Source organism: Actinacidiphila yeochonensis CN732, from assembly GCF_000745345.1.
GTDB lineage: Bacteria > Actinomycetota > Actinomycetes > Streptomycetales > Streptomycetaceae > Actinacidiphila > Actinacidiphila yeochonensis.
In genome coordinates this window covers 1708417-1728246 of sequence record NZ_JQNR01000005.1, presented here as the reverse complement: position 1 = coordinate 1728246, position 19830 = coordinate 1708417, and the positions used below count along the sequence as shown (strand labels likewise).

Below are 19830 nucleotides of genomic sequence, written 5' to 3'. Positions count from 1 at the left end.
CTTCCGGCGGTGACCCCCGCCTCGCGGTGACCACCACGCGCGAAGGGCTCCCGGGCAGCACGCCCGGGAGCCCTTCGCGCGTTCGTCAGGGGGCCGTCATCCCGTGGCGCAGGCGGCGCCGTTGAGGGTGAAGGCGGAGGGTGCCGGGTTGCCGCCGCTGTAGGAGGCGTTGAAGCCGAGCGTGGTGGTGGAGCCGGGCTGGAGCGTGGCGTTCCAGGAGAGGTTGGCCGCGGCGACCTTCGTGCCGGTCTGCGTCCAGGTGGCGTTCCAGCCGTTGTCGACGTGCTGGTTGCCGGCCCAGGCGAAGCCCAGCGTCCAGCCGTTGACGGGCGCGGTGCCGGTGTTGGCGAGCGTCACCGTCGCGGTGAAGCCGGTGGCCCAGTCGCCGGTGCGGTAGGTCACCTTGCAGGTGGCCGGGGTCGCCGGGGCGGGGGTGACCGTGAGCAGCCGCGCCGAGTAGGGCGGCAGGGTCTGCGCGGTGGCGCTGCCGGCGGTGCCGGTGCTGATGCCGGTGCCGGGCGCGGTGAGGGTGGCGGTGGCCGGGGCCCCGGCGGCGGGCGTGAAGCCGGTGTAGCCGAGGTCCACGCTGTAGGTGGTGGCCGGGTCGTCGTTGACGAGCATGACCTTCACCGAGCCGTCGGCGGACTTCACCGCGTACGCCTGGACGGGCGCCGCGCTGGAGGACGCCTTGACGATCGTGTCGCCCGGCCGCAGGAAGGACCCGGCGAGCTTGAGCCCGTAGTAGGCGGGGAACGCCGTGTTCGGGGTGGGCTCGCACAGCCGCGTGCCGGCGGTGTTGGTGTCGCAGGAGCCGTCCGACAGCACGCCGTACTCGCCGTACTGGCCGGTGCCGGCCAGCTCGGAGCCGTTGTCACCGTTGGCCACCAGGCCGTTGTGCAGCTGCCACCAGTCGACGTTGGCGACCCCGCTGGTCGTCCACTGCGTGTAGTCCTGGATGAGGTACAGGGCGTTGACGACGCCGATGGTCTGCTTGCCCGGGTTGGACGACACCGAGTTGGTCTCGGTCAGCATGATCGGCAGGTTCCGGCCGGCGTACTGCTGGAACTGCGCGTTCAGCGTGCTGGTGATCCCGGGTATCTGCGCGGTGTCGCCGAGCAGCCCGGCGTCGGTCGGGCCGGGCGGCGTGACGTTGCTGGGGTTCTGCGGGTACCAGTGGACGTCGGCGAAGTCGGCGGCGCCGCCCAGCGCGCTGAGCACGGTCTGGTTCCACGACTGCGGGCTGCCGGGGGCGGTGACGTCGTCGGGCCAGCTGCCGGGCGCGGTCAGTACGACGCCGACCTTGATCGTCGGGTCGACGGCCTTCATCGCCTTGATGTACGCGGCGGCGGTCTGCGCGTACACGGCGGGCCCGCAGCTGTCGGGCTGGCTGGTGGCCGGGGGCACACTCCCGCAGTGCTCGTCGGGCTCCCAGTAGGCGCCGTAGGTGCCGTTGCCGTAGACCTCGTTGCCGATCTCCCAGTACTGGACGTGGTCGTGGTGCTCCACGTTCGCGTACCGCACCCAGTCGGCGGCCACCTGCGCGCCGGTCTCCTGCGGCGAGCGGGTGCTGCCGACGGTGTCGCCGGTGCCGTAGTTCACGGTGATCATCGGCTGGGCACCGGCCTGGCTCGCGGTGCCGATGAAGCCGTCGAAGTCGGTGGGCTGCGTGGCGCCGGAGAGCACGTCGGTGTTGCTCTGCCAGTCGTACTGGTCGGACTCGGTGCCGCCGGGGAAGCGCATCAGGCCCACCCCCGCGTCCTTGACCAGGCCGGGAACGACGGCGTCGGTGACGTGGCTGTCGTACGTGGACGCGTTCAGGCCGATGGCCGTGGCGGGCACGGTGGCCAGGCTCGTACCGGTGTCCACGCTCACCGAGGCGGTGCCGGCGGCGGCGTCGGCCGGGTGGGCCGCCGCCGGGTGCGCTCCCGCCGGATGGCCGCCGGCGGTGGCGGCCGAGGCGGGCAGGGCGGCCAGCAGCAGCGCCGCGGGGACCGCGAGGCCGGCGGCGAACCGCCGCAGCCGGGGGCGGGTGGGGGGATTCCGCATGCTTCTCCTCCGTCGTCTGCCCGGCTCCGTGGGGGGCGCCGAGCGGGGTGGGAGCGCTCCCACCCCCGGGTCACCCTCAACCGGCGGCGCCCGGGGTGTCAACAGGCGTGCACCGGAACGTTTCTGACGGTCCGGTGGTTGGCGTGAAGCCGCTCCCCGGGCACACCCGGCGCCCCCGGCGCCCGACTTGCCGAGCCGCCACAGGGGCCGCGGGGGGCGCGTGCCCTCATCCGAGGTACGGGCGTTCGCGCCCTTCCAGGAAGTGGGCCAGCCGCAGCCGCTGCGTGTGGTGCATCGGCAGGGAGTCGAGATCGCCCGGGGGGACGAACCGCACCTCGGTGGACTCCTCGGAGACCGCCAACTCCCCGCCGACCACCCGGGCGGTGAAGCAGACGTTGAACTGCCGTCGGACCTCGCCGTCCGTGTAGGCGATGACGTGCCGGGGATCGGTGTACGTGCCCACCAGTCCGGTGATCTCCACGTCCAGGCCGGTCTCCTCCCTGACCTCCCGCACCGCCGCCCCGGGCAGGGAGTCGCCCATGTCCATCCCGCCGCCGGGCAGCGCCCACAGGCCGCTGTCCCGTCGGCGTTGCAGGAGGACCCGGCCCCGCTCGTCGGTGACGACGGCGGAGGCCGCGACGACCAGGCTGTTCGGCTCGGGGGCGTTCGGGTCGTCGTAGAACTCGGTGCGTGCCATCACTTCTCCCGCCGAGCCGCTGTTTCCCATACGGAGTCAAAGCTCGCCATGTAGCCGTCGAACATCCCGCCGGACACAGCACGGCGAAGGTGCCACACGGGTGCGACGTAGGCGTTGGCGCCGAAAACATGCGCGTTGACGAGAACTTGATCGTCAGCGCGGTAAAGACTGTTGTAGAGGGTTGTTCCGTGCGTGCGGATCTCGATTCCCGGTGTTCCGACGAGGGGGCTGTAGTGCATAAGCGCCAAGCGGCACCGCGACTCGATGCCGTGGCCGAATTTCTCTTCCATTCCCCGCTGCCGCACGTTGGGACTGTCCGGATCGCCGAGGGCGATGCGCACCGAGCAGCCTTCAGCAGCCCGTTCCGCGAGCAGATCGTTGAGCCCAGGGTAGGTCTCGTGAAGGAACACCGCCGCATACACCAGGATGTCCAGGTGCTCCCGCGCCTGAGCGAACAGGTCAATGTACGCAGATAAGGCAACGCCCGCCCGTCGTTCGTACAGCGCGACAAGTTCGGGACTCACCGCCCGGGCTGCGCGTGCCTGCCGAAGTGACGGCCAAAGTGCGAACATGTCCTCTCCCAACGCTTCGGCGGCGCGTAGAGCGGTCTCCCGGCGAGGCGTGCGGCCCAGGTTCACCCAACGCTCCACCGACTTGGGGTCGACCTCTGCCACAGCCGCCAAGCCAGCGTACGTCCAACCTGCTGCCGCCATGGTGGCGCGCAACCTTTCGTTGGCCATCGGTTCTCTCCTGACTACCGGCACATTGCCCAGGGACGTTCTACCTCCCTTGGGGACGTCCAGAAGTGTGGTTCCGGGGAGGTTCCCACGTCCCAGGGCAGACCCGGATCATCGACCCAGGAAATCCGGCACATGAACGCGTGCCGGGTAACGGAGACAGGAGATACGGACCATGCGCGCTTGGTGGCTCACCATGACGGACGGGAACCCGCAGGACGACAGTGACAGCGGCAACAAGCACGGCGGAGGCGGCTCCGACGAGGGCGGAAACACCAACGACGGTCAGGGCCCGGCGGACGGCCGCTGACAACTCCATGACCACCCACAGCGAGAAGGGGGCGGGCCCTGACGGGCTCGCCTCCGCGCTCATCGAAAAGGGAGCGCTCACCGGCGACTGGCTGCCCGCCTTCCACGCGGTGCCCCGGCACCTGTTCGTCCCGGACGTGATCTGGCCCGGCCGCGCCGGAATGAACCGGCAGGACGACCGGGTGGTCCGTACCGAGGAGCCCGAGAGCTGGTGGCGGGCCGTCCACCGGGACGCGCCGATCACGACCCAGTGGGACGACTGGGCGTACACCGGCCCGGGGAGGGGGAAGATCCCGTCCAGCTCCAGCTCCATGCCGACCATGGTCTTCTCGATGCTGGACGCGCTGGACGTCCAGGACGGGCACCGCGTGTTGGAGGTCGGCACCGGGACCGGCTGGAACGCAGCGTTGCTGTCCGCCCGGCTCGGCGCCGGGAACGTGGTCACGGTGGAGGTGGACGAGGCCAGCGCGAGGGATGCGCGGGCCCGGCTGGAGGCGGCCGGGTACGAGCCGTCGACGGTGGTCGGCGACGGGGCCGAGGGGTACGCCGACGGCGCGCCGTACGACCGCCTGATCGCCACCGCGTCCGTCGGCCGGGTCCCCCGGGAGTGGATCGCGCAGACGAGGCCGGGCGGGCTGATCGTGGCGCCGTGGGGGCCGGAGTACGGCGGGGAGGCGGTGGTCCGTCTCACCGTGGCCGAGGACGGGACGGCCAGTGGCCCCTTCCTCGGCTCCTCGGCGTTCATGCGGCTGCGCGCTCAGCGCACCCGGCTGCGGCACGTCCGCGAGTACCTCGGCGGGCGGGCGTGGCCGGCCGACGGGCGGCGGAGCGTGACCGGCCTCTCCCCGGAGTCGGTCGGGGACTGGCCGGTCATGTTCGCGATCGGCGTGCGGGTGTCCGGGGCGTTCCCGTGGGCCGAGGCGTACGGCGACGGCTCGTACACGCTGTGGTTGCGCGACACGGCCGTCACGTCGTGGGCGACGGTCGACTACGTCCCGAGCCGCGAGGAGTTCGAGGTCCGCCAGTCCGGGCCTCGGAGCCTCTGGGACGAGGTGGCGGCCGCCCACCGCTGGTGGGAGGAGCAGGGGCGGCCGGGGTTCGAGCGGTTCGGCCTCACGGTCGGCCCGGCCGGGGAGCAGGTGTGGCTCGACAGCCCCGACCACGTCGTCCACAGCGCCGCCATCGGGTAGCACCGGCCGCGCGATGGTCGCGGGGCGCCGCCGCGCGGTGGTCAGGGCCGGTGGCACGCGGTGGTCAGGGCCGGTGCCGGAACGGGGCGAGGGTGGCGCGGACGAGCTCGGCGGCGCCCCAGTCCGGGTCGAACTGGGCGATCACCGCGAGGTGTTGGCGCAGCTGGAGGATCGGCATGCGGTCGCGCCAGTCGGGGTCGAGCCCGGTCAGCTCGGCGTACCGCTCGAAGAACACCTGCGCCTCGGGCGGCGGCGCCGTCGTCCACAGGTGGGCCAGGTCGACCTCGGCCCACGTGTACGACACGGCCGGGTCGATCAGCGCGGGCCGCCCGTCGGCGGTGGCCATGACGTTCAGCGCCCACAGGTCGCCGTGCGTCAGGCAGGCGGGCCTGACCGGCAGCAGCTCGGGCAGCCGGTCGCACAGCCGCTCCAGCGCCGCCCGGTCCGCCGCGTCGAGCGCCTGGCGGACGCGGGGTTCGCCGAGCCAGCGCAGCAGACGGTGCTGGGCGAAGAACGCGAACCCGTCGTCCTCCCAGGTGTTGACCTGCCGTCGACGGCCCAGCCAGTTGTCCCGGTGCCATCCGAACCGGGGGTGCCGCGTGGAGGTGTGCAGACGGGCGAGGACGTGCGCGAGCTGCTCCCAGAACGCCCCGGTGCCCGGCCGGGGCCGCAGCACGGAGAGCACGAGCAGGCCGCGGTCGGCGCGGACGATCTCGGGCGTGGCGACGCCGCCCGCCTCGCGCAGCACGGTGAGTCCTTCGGCCTCCGTGACGAAGGCGTCCTCTGACGGTGGCTCCCCGAGCCCCTCCCCGAACGCCTTGACGAAGACCTGCGTGCCGTCCCCCCGGCGCGCGAGTCCGGCGGTCGCGGCGAGGCCCCCGCTGACCGGCTCGACCGCGACCACGTCCGTCAGGCCGGCCGCGTGCACCCGTTCGAGCAGCAAGGACGTCTCCTCTGTCACCGTTGTGCTCCCCTCTGACGCCACCACGGACCAGGAGTGGTTCGTCCACGCCTACCAGATCGCGAAGAACACCATCAAGGCGCCGAAAGCCCGGACGTCCCGCGCGTAGGGTGCCCGGGTGATCGGGATTCCGGAGGCGTTCACGCGGAGCACTCTCGCGCGGGAAGGTGCGCGCGGAGCGGCCTGGCTCGGCGAACTGGGGCACATCAGCGGCGAGTTGCTGGACCTCTGGGGCTGCGTGCCGGACGGGGAGGTCATGCACGGGGGCGTCGGGGTCGTCATCCCGGTGCGTCGGCGGGCCGGGGGTGCCGCTGTGCTGAAGCTGTCGTTTCCGCACCCCGGCAACGTCCATGAGCCCGACGCCTTCGCGGCGTGGAACGGACGCGGCGCGGTCCTGCTGCACGAGCGGGACGACGAGCGGTTCGCGATGCTGCTCGAACGGGTCCGGTCGTCCACCCTGGCCGAGGTCGAGGACGGCGACGAGGTCGCGACGGTGGCCGGGCGGATCAGTCGCCGGCTGGCCGTCCCCGCGCCGCCGGACCTGCCACGGCTGAGGGACCAGGCCGCCGCCTGGGAGGAGGAGCTGCGCAAGGACGCCGAGGAGTTGGCGCCCGCGCTGCCGCGCCACGTGGTGGACGCCGCCGTGGCGACCGTCCGCGAACTGGCCGCCGTCCAGCCGGACACCCTCGTCCACGGCGATCTCCACGCCAGGAACATCCTGCGCGCCGACCGGGAACCGTGGCTGGCCGTCGACCCCAAGGGGTACGCGGGTGATCCCGCCTACGACGGCGGCACCCTGCTCAAGTCCCGCGCCCTGACGCTCCTGGAGGCCCCCGACCTGCGCAGGGCCGCCCACCGCGTTCTGGACGTCTACGCCGAGGCCGCGGAGGTCGATCGCGAACGCGCCCGGCGCTGGGCGCAGTTCCACGCCGTCCAGAGCGCGTTCCATGGCCGCCGCCACGGTTTCCGCGTCGCGCGCGGCGGACCACGGCTGGACACGCTCATCGAACTGATCGACCGTCTTGCGGAGTTGCTCACGGAATCCGCCGGACCGAGCTTCCAGGCCAGGCGCCGCGCGAGCGGTCCCGCCGAGCGTGGCCGGCCTTGACGGAGCGTTGACGCACGGGAGTTGACCGACGTCCTGCCAGGGGTGGTCGCCCGGTCCTACGCTTGGTCCTGGCTGTGCGGAAGCAGTGAACCATCGGAACACGTCCACAGGACAGGCCGCCGGACCCGCGTCGTGCGGCTCCCATCGTGTGGCTCGCGGGTGCGGCTCGCATCGAGCGGCTCGCATCGAGCGGCTCGCATCGTGCGGCTGAGAGGAAGTCGTGGTGCTCGTCACCCGGATCATCTCCGGTAGCGGGGCGGTCACCCTCATGACCCTGCTCGCGTTGCGCCCGCCGCGTCCCCGGCGCTCAAGCCCCTTCAACCTGAGCTTCGCGCTGACCTTCCTGGTCAACGAGCAGCCCTTCCTCGGCCTGTACGTGCTGGCGGCCGGGGCGGTACCGGTCCTGGTCGGCGGCGACGTGGGCGCGCCGGGCTGGTGGGTGGCCGTGGGCGTGGCGGCGGGTACGGCGGCGGGACTGGCGGTGCTCGCCGCGCGGGCCCGCACCGCCCGCCCCTGTCTGACAGCCGCGCTGCGCGACGCGCTCGGGCCGGGGGCGGTACCGGAGCGGGAGGCGAGGGGACGGCGCGGCCGACTGCCCCTGCTCCGCCTCCTCTTCCTGCCTCTGGTCTCCTACCGGTTCGGCGTACGGCGCGTGGCCGACGTCCGGTACGGCGACGCCGGGCGCGGCCACCTGCTCGACGTGTACGTCCCCCGGTCCGGCGTGACGAACGCGCCCGTACTCGTCTACCTGCACGGCGGCGGGTTCCGCGTCGGCGGCAAGATGCTCGGCGCGCGCCCCCTGCTCTACCGGCTGGCCGGCCAGGGCTGGGTGTGCGTGAGCGCGAACTACCGGCTGGGCCGGGGCCTCCGGTACGCAGACCGGCTCGCCGACGTGCGGCGGGTCGTCCGCTGGGTGCGTGAGCACGGAGCCGACTACGGCGCCGATCCCGGCACCCTGTTCCTGGCCGGCGGCTCCGCCGGCGCCCACCTGGCGGCCACGGCGGCGCTCACCGCCAACGGCACCGGAACCCGGCCGGGCCCGGCGGCCGACGACACCCCGGTGTCGGGGGTGATCGGCCTCTACGGCTACTACGGGAGGGCCGAGGAGCACCCCGGCTCCTCCCCGCTGGCGCACCTGCGCGCCGACGCGCCGCCGTTCCTCCTCGTCCACGGGTCGATGGACACGCTCGTCCTGCCCGAGGACGCCCGCCACTTCGCCACCGAACTCGCCCGGGTCTCGACCCGGCCGGTGGTCTACGCCGAACTCCCCGGCACCCAGCACGCCTTCGACTTCTTCCCCTCGATCCGGTTCCACGCCGTCATCGCGGCGGTGGAGCACTTCACGACCTGGGTCCGGTCCACCGAGAACAGCCCGCCCCAGGGCGAGTTGTCCGAGGGCACGGGTACGGTGGCCGGTCATGACTGAGCCGGACTTCCTGCGCGCCACCCGGGCCTCCTACGACGCCATGGCCGCCGACTACGCCGAACGGTTCCGCGCCGAGCTGGTGGCCAAGCCGCTGGACCGTGCCGTGCTGGCCGGGTTCGCCGAGCTGGTGCGGGCGGGCGGCGGCGGGCCCGTCGCCGACATCGGGTGCGGGACCGGCCGCGTCACCGCGTACCTGGACGCCCAGGGCCTGCCGGTCTTCGGGATCGACCTCTCGCCCGGCATGCTCGCGCAGGCCCGGCAGACGTACCCGGGGCTGCGGTTCGTGGAGGGGTCGATGCTGGCCCTCGACCTGCCGGACGCCTCGCTGGCCGGAATCCTGGCCTGGTACTCGGTCATCCACGTCCCGCCCGCCCACCTCCCGGCCGTCTTCGCCGAGTTCCACCGGACGTTGGAGCCGGGCGGCTACCTCCAGCTCGGGTTCCAGCTCGGCGACGAGGTGGCACACCGCACGGACGGGTTCGGCCACCCCGTCGACCTCCACTTCCACCGGCTGCGACCCGACGTCCTCTCCCGGCTCCTCGCCGACGCGGGCCTGGTGGAGTACGCCCGGACGACCCGCCGCCGCGACGACGAGGAGCCCTTCCCGGAGAAGACCCCCCAGGGCTTCCTCCTGGCCCGAAAGCCCCTCGCCGCCACCTGACCCGCCCCCCTCGCCCCGAACCACGCCCGGCCCCCTGCCCCCCGCCCGGACCCCGCCCGCGAGCCAGGGACGACCGGGGACGGCCGGGGACGGCCGGGGACGGCCGACACGATCGACGGCGGCCGACAGGCCGCGCTCATCACCGCGACCGGCTTCCGGCGGCACGGCGTGGCGTGCCCGTGAGTCCTGTGCGCACCGGCCACGATGACACTCCCTTTCGTTACGGAAGGGAACCATTCGGGGCGAGCGGGGCGAACCTGTGGAGGTGGGAGGTGGGGCGATGGCGGCCGCTCGTGGTGCTGGGCACAGCACAGTTTCTGATGGTGCTCGACACGTCGGTGATGAACGTGTCGATCAGTCAGCTCGTGAAGGACTTCGACACCGAAGTCACCGCGATCCAGGGCGTCATCACGCTCTACACCCTGGTCATGGCCGCGTTCATGATCACCGGCGGCAAGCTCGGTGACATGTTCGGCCGCCGCCGTGTCTTCGGTGTCGGCCTGGCCGTCTACGCCGTCGGTTCCGCGCTCACCGCCGTCGCGCCGGTGCTGTGGGTGCTCGCCGTGGGCTGGTCGGTCATCGAGGGGTTCGGCGCGGCGCTGGTGCTGCCCGCGCTCGCGGCGCTGGTGGGCGGCGCCTACGCGGGCCGGGATCGGGCCGTGGCCTACGGCGTCATCGGCGGGCTGGCCGGCGCGGGCATCGCCGTCGGCCCGCTGCTCGGCGGCTGGCTGACCACGTACGCGACGTGGCGGCTGGTCTTCGCCGGAGAGGTCGTGCTCGTCGTCGCCATGCTGGCTCTGCTCGGCTGGATCGCGAAGGACGAACCCGCACGCGTGAGGGAGCGGCCGCGCCTGGACGTGGTGGGAACGGTGCTGTCCGCCGGCGGGCTGGCCCTGATCGTCCTGGGCGTCCTCCAGAGCAGCTCGTGGGGTTGGCTGCGGCCGCGCAACCCGCCCTTCACCGTCCTCGGTTTCTCCCCCACCGTGTTCGTCATCGCCGTGGGCGGCGTGCTGCTGGGATTTCTGCGCGCCTGGGAGAACCGGCTCGCGCGACGGCGGGGAGCCGGTGTGCGCGGCCCCGAGCCGCTGATCCGGTTCTCCCTGTTCGGCGTCGCGTCCCTTCGCTCGGGCCTGACGATGCTGCTCAGCCAGAACCTCATCCTGCTCGGCCTGTTCTTCGTCATCCCCCTCTACCTCCAGGTCGTGCAGGGCTTCAACGCCTTCCAGACCGGGCTGCGGCTCCTGCCGGTGTCCGTCACGATGCTGCTGTCCGCCATGAGCGGCCCCTACCTCGGCCGGTTCGCGAGTCCTCGCACGGTGGTGCGGACCGCCCTGCTCGTGCTGCTGGTCGCGATCCTGTGGCTGCTGGGCACCATCGAGCCGCACATCGACGACCTGTCGTTCGGCTTCGCCATGGCCGTCCTCGGCCTCGGCATGGGCCTGCTCGCCTCGCAGCTCGGCAACGTGGTCCAGTCGAGCGTCGGCGAGAGCGAACGCAGCGAGGTCGGCGGACTGCAGTACACCGCCCAGAACCTCGGCTCCTCCCTGGGCACCGCCCTGATCGGCTCCCTCCTCATCGGCGCGCTGGTGACCGCCTTCACCAGCCAGATCGAGGACCACCCGAAGATCTCGGCCGCCGCCCGCGCGGAAGCAGGCACCCGGATGGAGGCCGGCGTCAGCTTCGTCAGCGCCGACCAGGTACGCGCGGGCGCGGAGCAGGCCGGACTACCGCCCTCCGAAGTGGACGCCGTCGCGGACTCCTACGCCCAGGCTCAGCTCAACGCCCTCAAAGCGGCGATCCTGGCCGCCGGCGGCATCACCCTCGCCAGCCTCGCCTTCACCCGCAGGCTCCCCACCGACCGGCTCACCGAAAAGCAGCCCTGACCTCACGCCCAGCCCGCCGGACCAGCAGCCGGCTCAGCGCAGGACCTCCGCCTTCGCCTTCCGGAACTCCTCGTCGGACAAAGCGCCCTTGTCGTGCATCTCGGCGAGATCGGCCAGCTCCTGGGCCTGCGTTCGCTCCGGTATCCCGCCGCCCAGAGCCGTGTCGCGGACGTAGCTGTCGAATTCCTGCTGCCGCTGCTGGGCGTGCCGCAGCTCGCGCTGCCCCATACCGCGGCCCCGGCTCACGACATAGACGAAAACCCCGAGGAACGGAAGGAATATCACGAGAAGCAGCCAGCCCGTCTTGCCCCATCCGCTCATTTCGTCGTCCCGGAAAACATCGACGACGATCCGGAAGAGCAGAATGAGCCACAGCACGGCCGCGGTGAACAGGAGGATCGTCCAGAACGCCCCGAGGACCGGGTAGTCGCTGGCCAGATAGGTGTGCGTCATGGCTTCCCCTGACCGGCAGCTCGGGCTGCTTCGACCCTCGCCGCGCCCGCTCTCCCGGACTGCCGAGACTCATGGAGCGCGCGCAGTCCTCCCTTCCATATTCCCACCGGCCGTAGCCGTGTGCAATGTCACCACCACCAATCGCAGTCCCGCGCATTCCTCCCAGGCGGCGCGAAAAGAAGCGCCCCAAAGGGAATCAGGAACCCCGAGGACCGAGCAGCAGATACCGCTTGTACGTGCTGGACGTGCTGGACGTCCTCTACGGCCTCTATGGCCACGACGTCCTCTACGGCCGCGACGGCGGCAAGCGCCCGGAGACGACCGTCACCTGCCCGGCCGGCTGCGGCCCCTGCGCGGCGAGGACGCCGCCGCCGATCCGGCCCGACCACCCAGCGGGAAGCGCGGTGGCCTCAGGGGGCGCGTGATGACGGGGAGGCGACCCTTCGCCCCCCCGTAGAGCGTTGTTAAAGCCAGTGGAGAGTTCTCGACCCGCGAGGTGTGCGAGCGGCCGGCCTGATTGGGCTTCGTCCGCACGGGCCGGTCAGCCCCGGGGGGCGGGGACGCGGACGGCGAACTCGCACCACACGATCTTGCCCGGGTCCCGGGGCGCCACGGCCCACTTGTCGGCCACGGCGTCCACCAGCAGCAGCCCGCGCCCGCCCTCCTCCTCGTCCCGCCCGCGCCCCGGCTGGTCGGCGACGCGCGGCGTGCCGTCCCCGCTGTCGTGGACCTCCACCCGCAGCACCTGCCCGCCCTCCTCGCGCCGCAGCAGGAGCAGGTACCCGCGCCCCGGCGGCACGCCGTGCTCCAGCGCGTTCGTCGCCAACTCGCTGACGCACAGCTCCACGTCGGCCTCCCGCTCGTGGAACCCCCACGCCCGCAGCGCCTCCACCGCGAACTCCCGCGCCTTCGGGACGGACCTCCGCTCCCGCCGGAAGAACCGCTCCCGTACCCAACCCTCTGGACAAGCCTCGTCGTTCATGCGACAAGGGTTGCGGAACGTGATCACCCCGTACCAGACTGCTAACCCGTACGCCAGTGATGTACGAGTTAGTGATGATGCGGTACGACTGCGCAGGGGGTATCTGTTTCCGCATGGCCTCCACCCGCAAGCCGCGGCAGTCCCCCGGCAAGAAGAACTCCACCCCGTACCAGCAGCTGGGGAAGCTGTTAGCGCACTACCGGGTCCGAGCCACCTACACGCAGGTGCAGCTGGCGTGCCTGCTGCACATCAGCCAGGCGAAGCTGGAGTCGATCGAGCAGGGTCGGCGACCCCTCGGCCTCGAACTGGCGGAGGAGTTGGACCAATGCCTCAAGACCGGTGGGGCGCTGGTGGTGATGGTGGTCAACCTGCCCGAGCGAGACGCGATCGCACCCTGGGCGGAGGAATTCGTCAACCTTGAGCGCGAGGCAATCGCTATGTCCTCATACGAGAACCAGGTCGTACCGGGCCTGCTCCAGACCGAGGGCTATATGCGTGCGGTCTTCAGCAACGAGATCCCGCAACTGACTCCGGACGATAGGGAACTCCGAGTCACCAAGCGCATGGAACGACAGGAGCTCCTTCGGCGCGAGGTTCCGCCTGTGGCGAGCTTCGTGATCTCAGAGGCCGCCCTCCGGGACCAGCTCGGCGGCTCCGAGGTTTTCCGCGAGCAGGTCCGCCACCTGCGCGAGTGCGCCGACCTGCCCGGCATCACCATCCAGATCCTGCGGCTGGGTCGAACAACTCATGCCGCCCTTTCCGGTCCATTCGTTGTCTTGGAGACGCAGGAGCACGAGCAGTACGCCTACGCCGAGACCCCGCGCGGTAGTCACCTCATCCACGACCCCGACGAAGTCTGCATCCTGACCTACATGTATGCGATGCTGCGGTCGCAGGCCCTCACTCCCGAGGACACGAAGGGTCTGCTGGATGAGCTGCTAGGAGAGTAATGACCGGCACGTTGAAGTGGTTCAAGTCCAGCTACAGCAGCCAGACAGGCGGCAACTGCATCGAAGTCGCCTACGACTGGCGCAAGTCCAGCCACAGCACCGAGCAGGGCGGAGACTGCGTGGAGGTCGCCGCCCACCAGACCGCCGTGCATGTGCGGGACTCCAAGGACCCTGACGGCCCCATGCTCACCTTCACCCCGGCTGAGTGGGCCGCCTTCGCAGAATGGGCAAGCAACTAGGAGGGACATTGTCCGGCGCACGTAAGTGGTTCACGTCCAGCCACAGCACCGAGCAGGGCGGCGCCTGCGTCGAAGTCGCCTACGACTGGCACACGTCCAGTCACAGCTCCCAGTCCGGCGGTGAGTGCGTCGAAGTCGCCGCACACCGCACGGCCGTCCACGTCCGCGACTCCAAGGACCCCGACGGCCCCATGCTCACCTTCGCCCCCGCCGCCTGGACCGCCTTCACCCACTGGGCCAGCCACCAGGACCAGCCATGACCGCCACGCTGAGGTGGTTCACGTCCAGCCACAGCACTGACACGGGCGGGAACTGCGTCGAAGTCGCCTACGACTGGCACACGTCCAGCCATAGCTCCCAGGCGGGCGGCAACTGCATCGAAGTCGCCGCCCACCAAACCGCCGTCCACGTCCGGGACTCCAAGGACCCCGACGGCCCCATGCTCACCTTCCCGGCCGGGAGTTGGGCCGTGTTCGTCAACCACGTGAACTCCGGCGGCTTCGCCCACTGAGGTGAACCCACCCGACGGTGCCCGGCCCGCCCGCACCCCACCCCGGGCGTCCGCCGGGCACCCGCGCCCAGCGCGCGGCCACGCAGGAGTGCGAGCACGACGACCGATGCCGTAGCGCTGCGGCGTTGCCCGACCGAAGAGCGCGAATGGCCGTGGCTGGCCACGGTGACGTGCTACGGGTGGCACCAGTCGAGAGCACCACCACCCCGCTCCCCCGCTATTCCGCGTTCGCCTGCCGCGGTAGCCGCCGGGTGATCCGGTCGAACAGCTCCTTGAGCGGCTCGCCGATGTCCTGGCCGAACTCGGTCAGCCCGTAGGTGACCTGAGGCGGTGTCGTCGGCTCGACCTCCCGCCAGACCAGGCCGTCCTGGACCAGCGCGCGCAGGGTCTGGGCGAGCATCTTCTCGCTGATGCCGTGGATGCTCTCGCGCAGCTCGTAGAAGCGGAGGCTGTTGCTCCGCAGGGAGATCAGCACCCAGATGCCCCACCTGCTGGTCACGTGGTCGACCACGTCGCGCGCGGGGCAGTCCGTGTGAAACACGTCATACCGCTTGCCCGACCCGGCCTCTCTGTACTGCACGCCTCCCGCCATGCCATGAGCTTACCTACAGGTATGTCCTTACTAAAAGTAAGCCCGCGCTCCTAGCGTGACGGCCGTAACGGACAACACGCCGACAAGGAGCTGAACATGATCGTGGTAACCGGGGCCACCGGGAACATCGGACGGCCGTTGACGCGGGCGCTGGTGGAGGCGGGCCGGCAGGTGACGGCTGTGTCGCGGCACACGGCGGCCGTGCCGGACGGGGCCCGCCATGTCGTCGCCGACCTGGCCGAACCGACCGGTCTCAAGCCCGTGCTGGCCGGGGCGGAGGCGTTGTTCCTGCTGCTCTCCGGCGACCTGCACGCCGCCGGGGCCAACCCCGCCGACATCATCGGCGAGGCGGCGGCCAACGGGGTCCGCCGGGTCGTCCTGCTCTCGACGCTGGGCGTGGTGACCAGGCCCTTCGGCGCCACGCGGGTCGCGATGCGCGCACTGGAGGACACGCTGCGGGAGTCCGGCCTGGAATGGGCCGTCCTGCGGCCGGGCGGCTTCGCCTCCAACGCTCTCTGGTGGGCCGAGTCCGTCCGCGCCCGACAGGTCGTCGCCGCGCCCTTCGGCGACATCGGGGTACCGGTCATCGACCCGGCCGACATCGCCGAGGTCGCGGCGGCCTGTCTGCTGGACGACCGGCACACCGGCGGCACCTACGAGCTGACCGGCCCGGAGGTGATCACTCCCCGCCGGCAGGCGGAGGCCCTCGCCGCCGCCTTGGGCTCGCCGGTGGCGTTCCACGAGCTCACCCGCGCCGAGGCCAGGGCCGCGATGGCCCAAAGCATGCCGGCGGAGCTCGCCGACGACACCCTGGACATCCTCGGCTCCCCGAACCCGGCCGAGTTGCGGGTCAGCCCGGACGTCCAGCGGGTCCTCGGCCGCGCCCCGCGCACCTTCGCCGACTGGGCCGCCCGCCACATCGCCGCGTTCCGCTGAGACCGGCCGGGCGCCACCGGAACGGCTCCTCGCAGCCGGCGGTCCACCGCTGACCGTCGAGGAGCCCGACCCGTCCCCCCGCCCCTTCCCGTTCGTGGGGCCTCAAGGAGGCACGCCTCTATGCGCCGAACCGGCGGCGGGCGACGGCTCGGTGGGGGGCGAGCGCCAGGTAGGTGAGGACCGCGCCGAGCGCGGACAGGGCCGCGAGGACGAGGCCGAGCGTGTGGAACGCGCTGGTGAACCCCTGGGTCAGGGCCGTGCGTTGCGCCTCGGCCACTTGGCCTTGGACGGCCTGCCCGGCGATCCGGGTGGCTGATGCGGAGGGGAGGCCGCTGCCGTTCAGCCGGCCGGCGGTGAGCGTGGTGAGCAGTGCCGCGGCGCCGGAGACGGCGACGGACTCGCCGGTGATGCGCATGGTGTTGAAGATGCCTGCCGCGGTTCCGGCGTTCTCGACCGGGACGGTACTGACGGCCGCGTTGTCCATGACCCCGAACGCCAGGCCGACTCCGGCACCGAAGGGCAGCAGGGGAACGGCCAGCGCGAGCCATGATCCGTCGCTGTGCAGGGTCGCCAGGAGCACGGCTCCGGCCACGATCAGCGCGGAGGCGCCCGTCAGGACCGTACGCAGGGAGGTGCGTGCGGCCAAGTGGCCCGCGGCGAGCGGCAGGAGCAGGACCGGGGCGGTCATGGGCAGCAGGAGCAGGCCGCTGGCCAGGACCGTTCGGCCCGCGACACCCTGGAGGTAGGCGGGCAGGTAGACCAGCAGGACGACGAATCCGAGGGTGACCGTGAAGGGCTGGCAGACCACCGCGACGAACTCGGGCCTGCGGAACAGGCGGACGTCGACCATCGCGCGGCCGGCCAGGCGGCTCTCCACCACGGCGAACAGGGCGACCAGCGCCACGGCGGCGGCGAGCGGCAGCAGGGTGCCCGGCGCGCTCCAGCCCGCGGCTCCGGCCCGCACGAAGGCGAAGGACAGGCAGGCCAGCCCGGCGGTGAAGGTGACCAGTCCGGCGATGTCGAGAGCAGGCTGGTCGGGGTTGCGGGATTCCGGAGCCCGGGACGCGCACAGCCAGGCGGGCAGGGACATGGCCGCGACCAGGAGGAACACCGAACGCCAGCCGGCCGTTTCGACCAGGACCCCGGCGACCAGCGGCCCGATCGCCAGGCCCGTGCCGAAGGAGGCACCCAGGATTCCGAAGGCCAGCCGCCGGCGCCGCCCGGAGGTGGAGTGGGCCAGCACCGCCGCTCCCGAGGCCAGAATGGCCGCTGCCCCGCACCCCTGGATCGTCCTGGCCACGTCGACCACGGCCATCGAAGGAGCCAGCGCGATCACCACGGACAGCGCGCCGACCAGGGCGATGCCGGTCAGCAGCACACGGCGCCTGCCGAACCGGTCCGCGATGCCGCCGGCCGCGAGCGGCAGGGCGGCGAAGGTGATGTTGAAGGCGTTCAGCATCCACTGCGCGGTGCCGACCGAGGAGCCCAGGTGGACCGCCATGCTCGGCAGGGCCATCGCGGCCCCGGTCACCGAGAACGGCAGCATCATGCTGGCGGACGCGACCGCGACCACCGCGGGCCGGTAGCCGCGCCCGCCGACGTCCCCGGGCGGGGTGCGGGCCGGTCCGTGCGACGGAGAGGCCGCGTGGCCGCTCGCGCCGCCGGTGCGATGCGGATCGGGTCGACGTGAGCCGTCGACGCCGACGGGAGCTGAAGGACCGGCGGGAGCGGCGGGACCGGAAGGACCGGCGGGAGCGGAAGGACCGGCGGGAGTGGAGAGACGGGAGGGGCGGGAAGGACGGGAGGGATCGGACATGCCCTCGATCGTCTGCCAAGGCCATCAGCGCATGAAGAGACCGCGGTTCCCTGGGTCCGACAGGGCCACCTTGCGAGCGCCGCGCCCTGGCGGCGCCCGCCATACTGGAACGTATGTCCGGTACGAGCGTGATCGCCAGCAGCCTCGGGGACTACCTCCGGGCCCGGCGGGCCCTGGTGTCACCGGGGGACGTGGGCCTGCCGCCGACCGGCCGCCGCCGCGTCCCCGGTCTGCGCCGCGAAGAGGTCGCGGAACTGGTGGGGCTCAGCACCGACTACTACGTACGCCTGGAGCAGGGGCGCGCCGGCCACCCCTCCGACGAGGTCCTCGACGCACTCAGCAGGGCGCTGAGGCTGGGGTCCGCGGAGCGCGCCCACCTGTACGACCTGGCGCGGCCACCCCGCCGTGCCGGCACACCGACAGCGCCCGCCGTACGCGGCGACGTGCTGCGCTCCGCCCTGCGGCAGGTCGTCACGGCCATCCCCACCACCCCCGCCGTGATCATGAACGACCGCAACGACGTCCTGGCCTGGAACCACCTGGCAGCCGTGCTGATCGCCGACTTCCCGCAGCTCGCGCCACGGGAGCGGAACATGGCCCGCCGGATCTTCCTCGACCCGGACGCGCGCCGGATCCACCTCGACTGGGACGAGGCCGCCCGCACCACGGTCGGCATCCTGCGCATGGCCGCCGGACGCCGCCCGCACGACCCGGAACTCGTCCGCCTCGTCGGCGAACTGTCGCTGGGCAGCGAGACCTTCCGCACGCTGTGGGCCGGCCATCACGTTCACGAGAAGACCCACGGAACCAAGCGCTTCCGGCACCCCGCCGTCGGAGACGTCACCCTCGCCTACGAGACGTTCCAGGTCCCCGGCGCCGCTCACCACCTCCTCGTGATCTACACGGCCCCACCCGGAAGTCCGGCCGAGGAGGCCCTGAACTTCCTCGGCAGCTTCACCGCCTCACCATCGGCGCCCGCCTTCCGCCCTCGGACCCTCCACCCTCGGACCTTCCACCCTCGGACGAGGACCGAGGGGAGCTGACCCGGGCCGGTCGAACCGTGGCGCACCGGACCGTCGACGGCGGCGACGTCGTACTGCTGGCGGTCTTCACGCACACCGCCGCGCCCACCGGGAAGGAGTTCACCACCCCGGTGGCCATGCACCTGGCGGTCGAGGACGACCGGATCGTCCGCATGTACCTGTACGAGGACACCCTGACCGTCAGCGAAGCGTTCAACGCCGCCTGAGAGGAGGGGCGTTCAGGGCCCCGCGGCCCGGGGCCCCTGAACAACCAGGACCCGGCGCACGCGCGTCTACGTGACCACGCGGCTACGGGCGCGGGGGGTCTGCCGGCCCGGGGTGTTCCGCGTCGGCGGACTGCGGCTGGGTCTGCGGCTGCGGCTGCGGCTGGGGCTGGGGCTGGGGCTGGGGCTGCGAGAACGCGGCGAGCAGTCGCAGCTTCTCGTCGCTGTCGCTGTCCTTGTCGGGGTAGTAGACGACGAGGATGACGTCGTCCACGGGGAGCTTGTCGCGGTGCAGCCGCAGTTCCCCGACGACGGGGTGGTGGACCGTGGTGGTGCCCCCGTCGAGGGTGCGGACGTCGTGCCGGGCCCACAGGGTGCGGAACCGCTGGCTGGACAGGGCGAGTTCGCCGACGAGTTCGACGAACCGGGGGTCGTCGGTGTCCTCTCCGACGGTGGTGCGGAGAGCGGCGACGAAGTCGGCGGTGGCCTTCGCCCAGTCGTGCTGGAAGGACTGCTCCTCGGGGTCGAGGAGCAGGGACCGCAGCCGGTTGTGGCCGGGCCGCAGCCGCGGGGAGAGCGCGACGGCCATGGGGTTGGAGGCCAGGACGTCGAAGGCGCGGCCTTCGACGAACGCCGGGATCTGGAGGTGCGCGAGCAGCTGGTGCACCCGGGCCGGCACGTGCTCGGGCCGCTTGCGGCGCGGCGTCCTGGGACGCGCCGAGGTGAGGCCGAGGAGGTACGCCTGCTCGACCTCGTCCAGCTGGAGAACGCGCGCCAGTGCTTCGAGGACCTGAGGTGAGGGGTTCCTGTCGCGGCCCCGCTCCAGGCGCAGGTAGTAGTCGGGGCTGATCCCGGCGAGCAGGGCGACCTCCTCGCGGCGCAGGCCCGGCACCCGGCGGTTGCCGCCCGGCGGGAGCCCCGCCCGCTCCGGCGAGACCAGCTCGCGCCGGGCCCGCAGGTAGCCGCCGAGCCGGTTGTCCGACTCCTCGTCCTTCACGCCGAATCCCTCACGCCGAATCCCTCACGCCGAGTCCTTCACGCCGAGTCCTTCACTCCGGAACCCATATCCGCAGCGTAACGCCGTGCG

At 72.1% G+C, this 19830-nt stretch carries 23 protein-coding genes; 14 read left to right on the top strand and 9 right to left on the bottom strand.

The window, feature by feature from the left end; translation table 11 throughout:
• Positions 1 to 96: 96 nt before the first annotated feature.
• From BS72_RS19195 to BS72_RS19185, 3 genes are all read right to left on the bottom strand, one after another.
• Positions 97 to 2046 carry a cellulose binding domain-containing protein gene (locus BS72_RS19195; RefSeq protein ID WP_051951265.1) on the bottom strand — a complete coding sequence of 650 codons (1950 nt, stop codon included), beginning with the start codon at positions 2044 to 2046 and terminating at the stop codon, positions 97 to 99.
• A 226-nt stretch (positions 2047 to 2272) separates the two neighbouring features.
• Positions 2273 to 2743 carry an NUDIX hydrolase gene (locus tag BS72_RS19190; protein WP_037912140.1) on the bottom strand — a complete coding sequence of 157 codons (471 nt, stop codon included), beginning with the start codon at positions 2741 to 2743 and terminating at the stop codon, positions 2273 to 2275.
• Positions 2743 to 3483, bottom strand: a complete 741-nt coding sequence (locus BS72_RS19185; RefSeq protein ID WP_037912139.1) for a helix-turn-helix transcriptional regulator — start codon at positions 3481 to 3483, stop codon at positions 2743 to 2745. Before BS72_RS19185 ends, BS72_RS19190 begins: the two co-directional genes overlap by 1 nt.
• Before the next feature lie 172 nt (positions 3484 to 3655).
• Here BS72_RS19185 and BS72_RS39250 point away from each other — a divergent pair, with 172 nt between their 5' ends.
• On the top strand, positions 3656 to 3790 hold the full coding sequence (locus BS72_RS39250) for a hypothetical protein (protein ID WP_265736802.1): 135 nt from the start codon (positions 3656 to 3658) through the stop codon (positions 3788 to 3790).
• A gap of 7 nt (positions 3791 to 3797) precedes the next feature.
• Positions 3798 to 4979, top strand: a complete 1182-nt coding sequence (locus BS72_RS19180; protein WP_198545926.1) for a methyltransferase domain-containing protein — start codon at positions 3798 to 3800, stop codon at positions 4977 to 4979.
• 64 nt (positions 4980 to 5043) lie between these two features.
• Here BS72_RS19180 and BS72_RS19175 read toward each other — a convergent pair whose 3' ends face one another.
• A complete protein-coding gene (locus tag BS72_RS19175) occupies positions 5044 to 5940 on the bottom strand; it encodes a fructosamine kinase family protein (protein WP_037912137.1) in 897 nt (298 codons plus the stop codon).
• Positions 5941 to 6058: 118 nt separating this feature from the next.
• Between BS72_RS19175 and BS72_RS19170 the strand changes: the two genes are divergently transcribed.
• From BS72_RS19170 to BS72_RS19155, 4 genes are all read left to right on the top strand, one after another.
• A complete protein-coding gene (locus BS72_RS19170) occupies positions 6059 to 7048 on the top strand; it encodes an aminoglycoside phosphotransferase family protein (RefSeq protein ID WP_051951263.1) in 990 nt (329 codons plus the stop codon).
• 220 nt (positions 7049 to 7268) lie between these two features.
• Positions 7269 to 8474, top strand: coding sequence for an alpha/beta hydrolase (locus BS72_RS19165; protein ID WP_232792468.1), 1206 nt, complete (start codon positions 7269 to 7271; stop codon positions 8472 to 8474).
• Positions 8467 to 9135 (top strand): class I SAM-dependent DNA methyltransferase, encoded by a 669-nt coding sequence (locus tag BS72_RS19160; RefSeq protein WP_037912135.1) that lies wholly within the window; start codon positions 8467 to 8469, stop codon positions 9133 to 9135. Before BS72_RS19165 ends, BS72_RS19160 begins: the two co-directional genes overlap by 8 nt.
• A gap of 272 nt (positions 9136 to 9407) precedes the next feature.
• Complete coding sequence (locus BS72_RS19155) at positions 9408 to 11018, top strand: MFS transporter (protein ID WP_037912132.1); 1611 nt, start codon at positions 9408 to 9410, stop codon at positions 11016 to 11018.
• A 33-nt stretch (positions 11019 to 11051) separates the two neighbouring features.
• On the opposite strand, the gene BS72_RS19150 is transcribed toward BS72_RS19155, so the two are convergent.
• On the bottom strand, positions 11052 to 11471 hold the full coding sequence (locus BS72_RS19150) for an SHOCT domain-containing protein (RefSeq protein WP_037912129.1): 420 nt from the start codon (positions 11469 to 11471) through the stop codon (positions 11052 to 11054).
• 236 nt (positions 11472 to 11707) lie between these two features.
• On the opposite strand from BS72_RS19150, the gene BS72_RS19145 reads away from it, so the two are divergent.
• Complete coding sequence (locus BS72_RS19145) at positions 11708 to 11896, top strand: hypothetical protein (protein WP_157856277.1); 189 nt, start codon at positions 11708 to 11710, stop codon at positions 11894 to 11896.
• Positions 11897 to 12012: 116 nt separating this feature from the next.
• On the opposite strand, the gene BS72_RS19140 is transcribed toward BS72_RS19145, so the two are convergent.
• A complete protein-coding gene (locus tag BS72_RS19140; RefSeq protein ID WP_037912124.1) occupies positions 12013 to 12453 on the bottom strand; it encodes an ATP-binding protein in 441 nt (146 codons plus the stop codon).
• Between the two features lie 113 nt (positions 12454 to 12566).
• Here BS72_RS19140 and BS72_RS19135 point away from each other — a divergent pair, with 113 nt between their 5' ends.
• The 4 genes from BS72_RS19135 to BS72_RS19120 are packed head-to-tail and all read left to right on the top strand — an operon-like array spanning position 12567 to position 14153.
• Entirely contained in the window at positions 12567 to 13403 is an 837-nt protein-coding gene (locus BS72_RS19135; protein WP_051951967.1) for a helix-turn-helix domain-containing protein, read from the top strand.
• On the top strand, positions 13403 to 13642 hold the full coding sequence (locus BS72_RS19130) for a DUF397 domain-containing protein (RefSeq protein WP_037912122.1): 240 nt from the start codon (positions 13403 to 13405) through the stop codon (positions 13640 to 13642). Before BS72_RS19135 ends, BS72_RS19130 begins: the two co-directional genes overlap by 1 nt.
• An 8-nt stretch (positions 13643 to 13650) precedes the next feature.
• Positions 13651 to 13902: a DUF397 domain-containing protein gene (locus BS72_RS19125; RefSeq protein ID WP_037912121.1), complete on the top strand. Its 252-nt coding sequence runs from the start codon at positions 13651 to 13653 to the stop codon at positions 13900 to 13902.
• Entirely contained in the window at positions 13899 to 14153 is a 255-nt protein-coding gene (locus BS72_RS19120; protein ID WP_037912118.1) for a DUF397 domain-containing protein, read from the top strand. The genes BS72_RS19125 and BS72_RS19120 overlap by 4 nt, the downstream gene beginning before the upstream one ends.
• 217 nt (positions 14154 to 14370) lie before the next feature.
• On the opposite strand, the gene BS72_RS19115 is transcribed toward BS72_RS19120, so the two are convergent.
• Positions 14371 to 14745 carry a winged helix-turn-helix transcriptional regulator gene (locus BS72_RS19115; protein ID WP_037912117.1) on the bottom strand — a complete coding sequence of 125 codons (375 nt, stop codon included), beginning with the start codon at positions 14743 to 14745 and terminating at the stop codon, positions 14371 to 14373.
• 96 nt (positions 14746 to 14841) lie between these two features.
• Between BS72_RS19115 and BS72_RS19110 the strand changes: the two genes are divergently transcribed.
• Positions 14842 to 15681, top strand: a complete 840-nt coding sequence (locus tag BS72_RS19110; protein ID WP_037912116.1) for an SDR family oxidoreductase — start codon at positions 14842 to 14844, stop codon at positions 15679 to 15681.
• 118 nt (positions 15682 to 15799) lie between these two features.
• Here the strand turns inward: BS72_RS19110 and BS72_RS19105 are convergent, their stop codons facing one another.
• Positions 15800 to 17254 (bottom strand): MFS transporter, encoded by a 1455-nt coding sequence (locus tag BS72_RS19105; RefSeq protein ID WP_232792467.1) that lies wholly within the window; start codon positions 17252 to 17254, stop codon positions 15800 to 15802.
• Between the two features lie 356 nt (positions 17255 to 17610).
• Between BS72_RS19105 and BS72_RS19100 the strand changes: the two genes are divergently transcribed.
• The gene (locus tag BS72_RS19100; RefSeq protein WP_051951261.1) at positions 17611 to 18540 is read left to right on the top strand and encodes a helix-turn-helix transcriptional regulator; all 930 of its coding nucleotides are present in this window, start codon (positions 17611 to 17613) and stop codon (positions 18538 to 18540) included.
• Between the two features lie 17 nt (positions 18541 to 18557).
• Entirely contained in the window at positions 18558 to 18746 is a 189-nt protein-coding gene (locus tag BS72_RS19095; RefSeq protein ID WP_232792466.1) for a nuclear transport factor 2 family protein, read from the top strand.
• A gap of 82 nt (positions 18747 to 18828) precedes the next feature.
• Here the strand turns inward: BS72_RS19095 and BS72_RS19090 are convergent, their stop codons facing one another.
• Positions 18829 to 19740: a helix-turn-helix transcriptional regulator gene (locus BS72_RS19090; RefSeq protein WP_078901469.1), complete on the bottom strand. Its 912-nt coding sequence runs from the start codon at positions 19738 to 19740 to the stop codon at positions 18829 to 18831.
• Positions 19741 to 19830 lie beyond the last annotated feature (90 nt).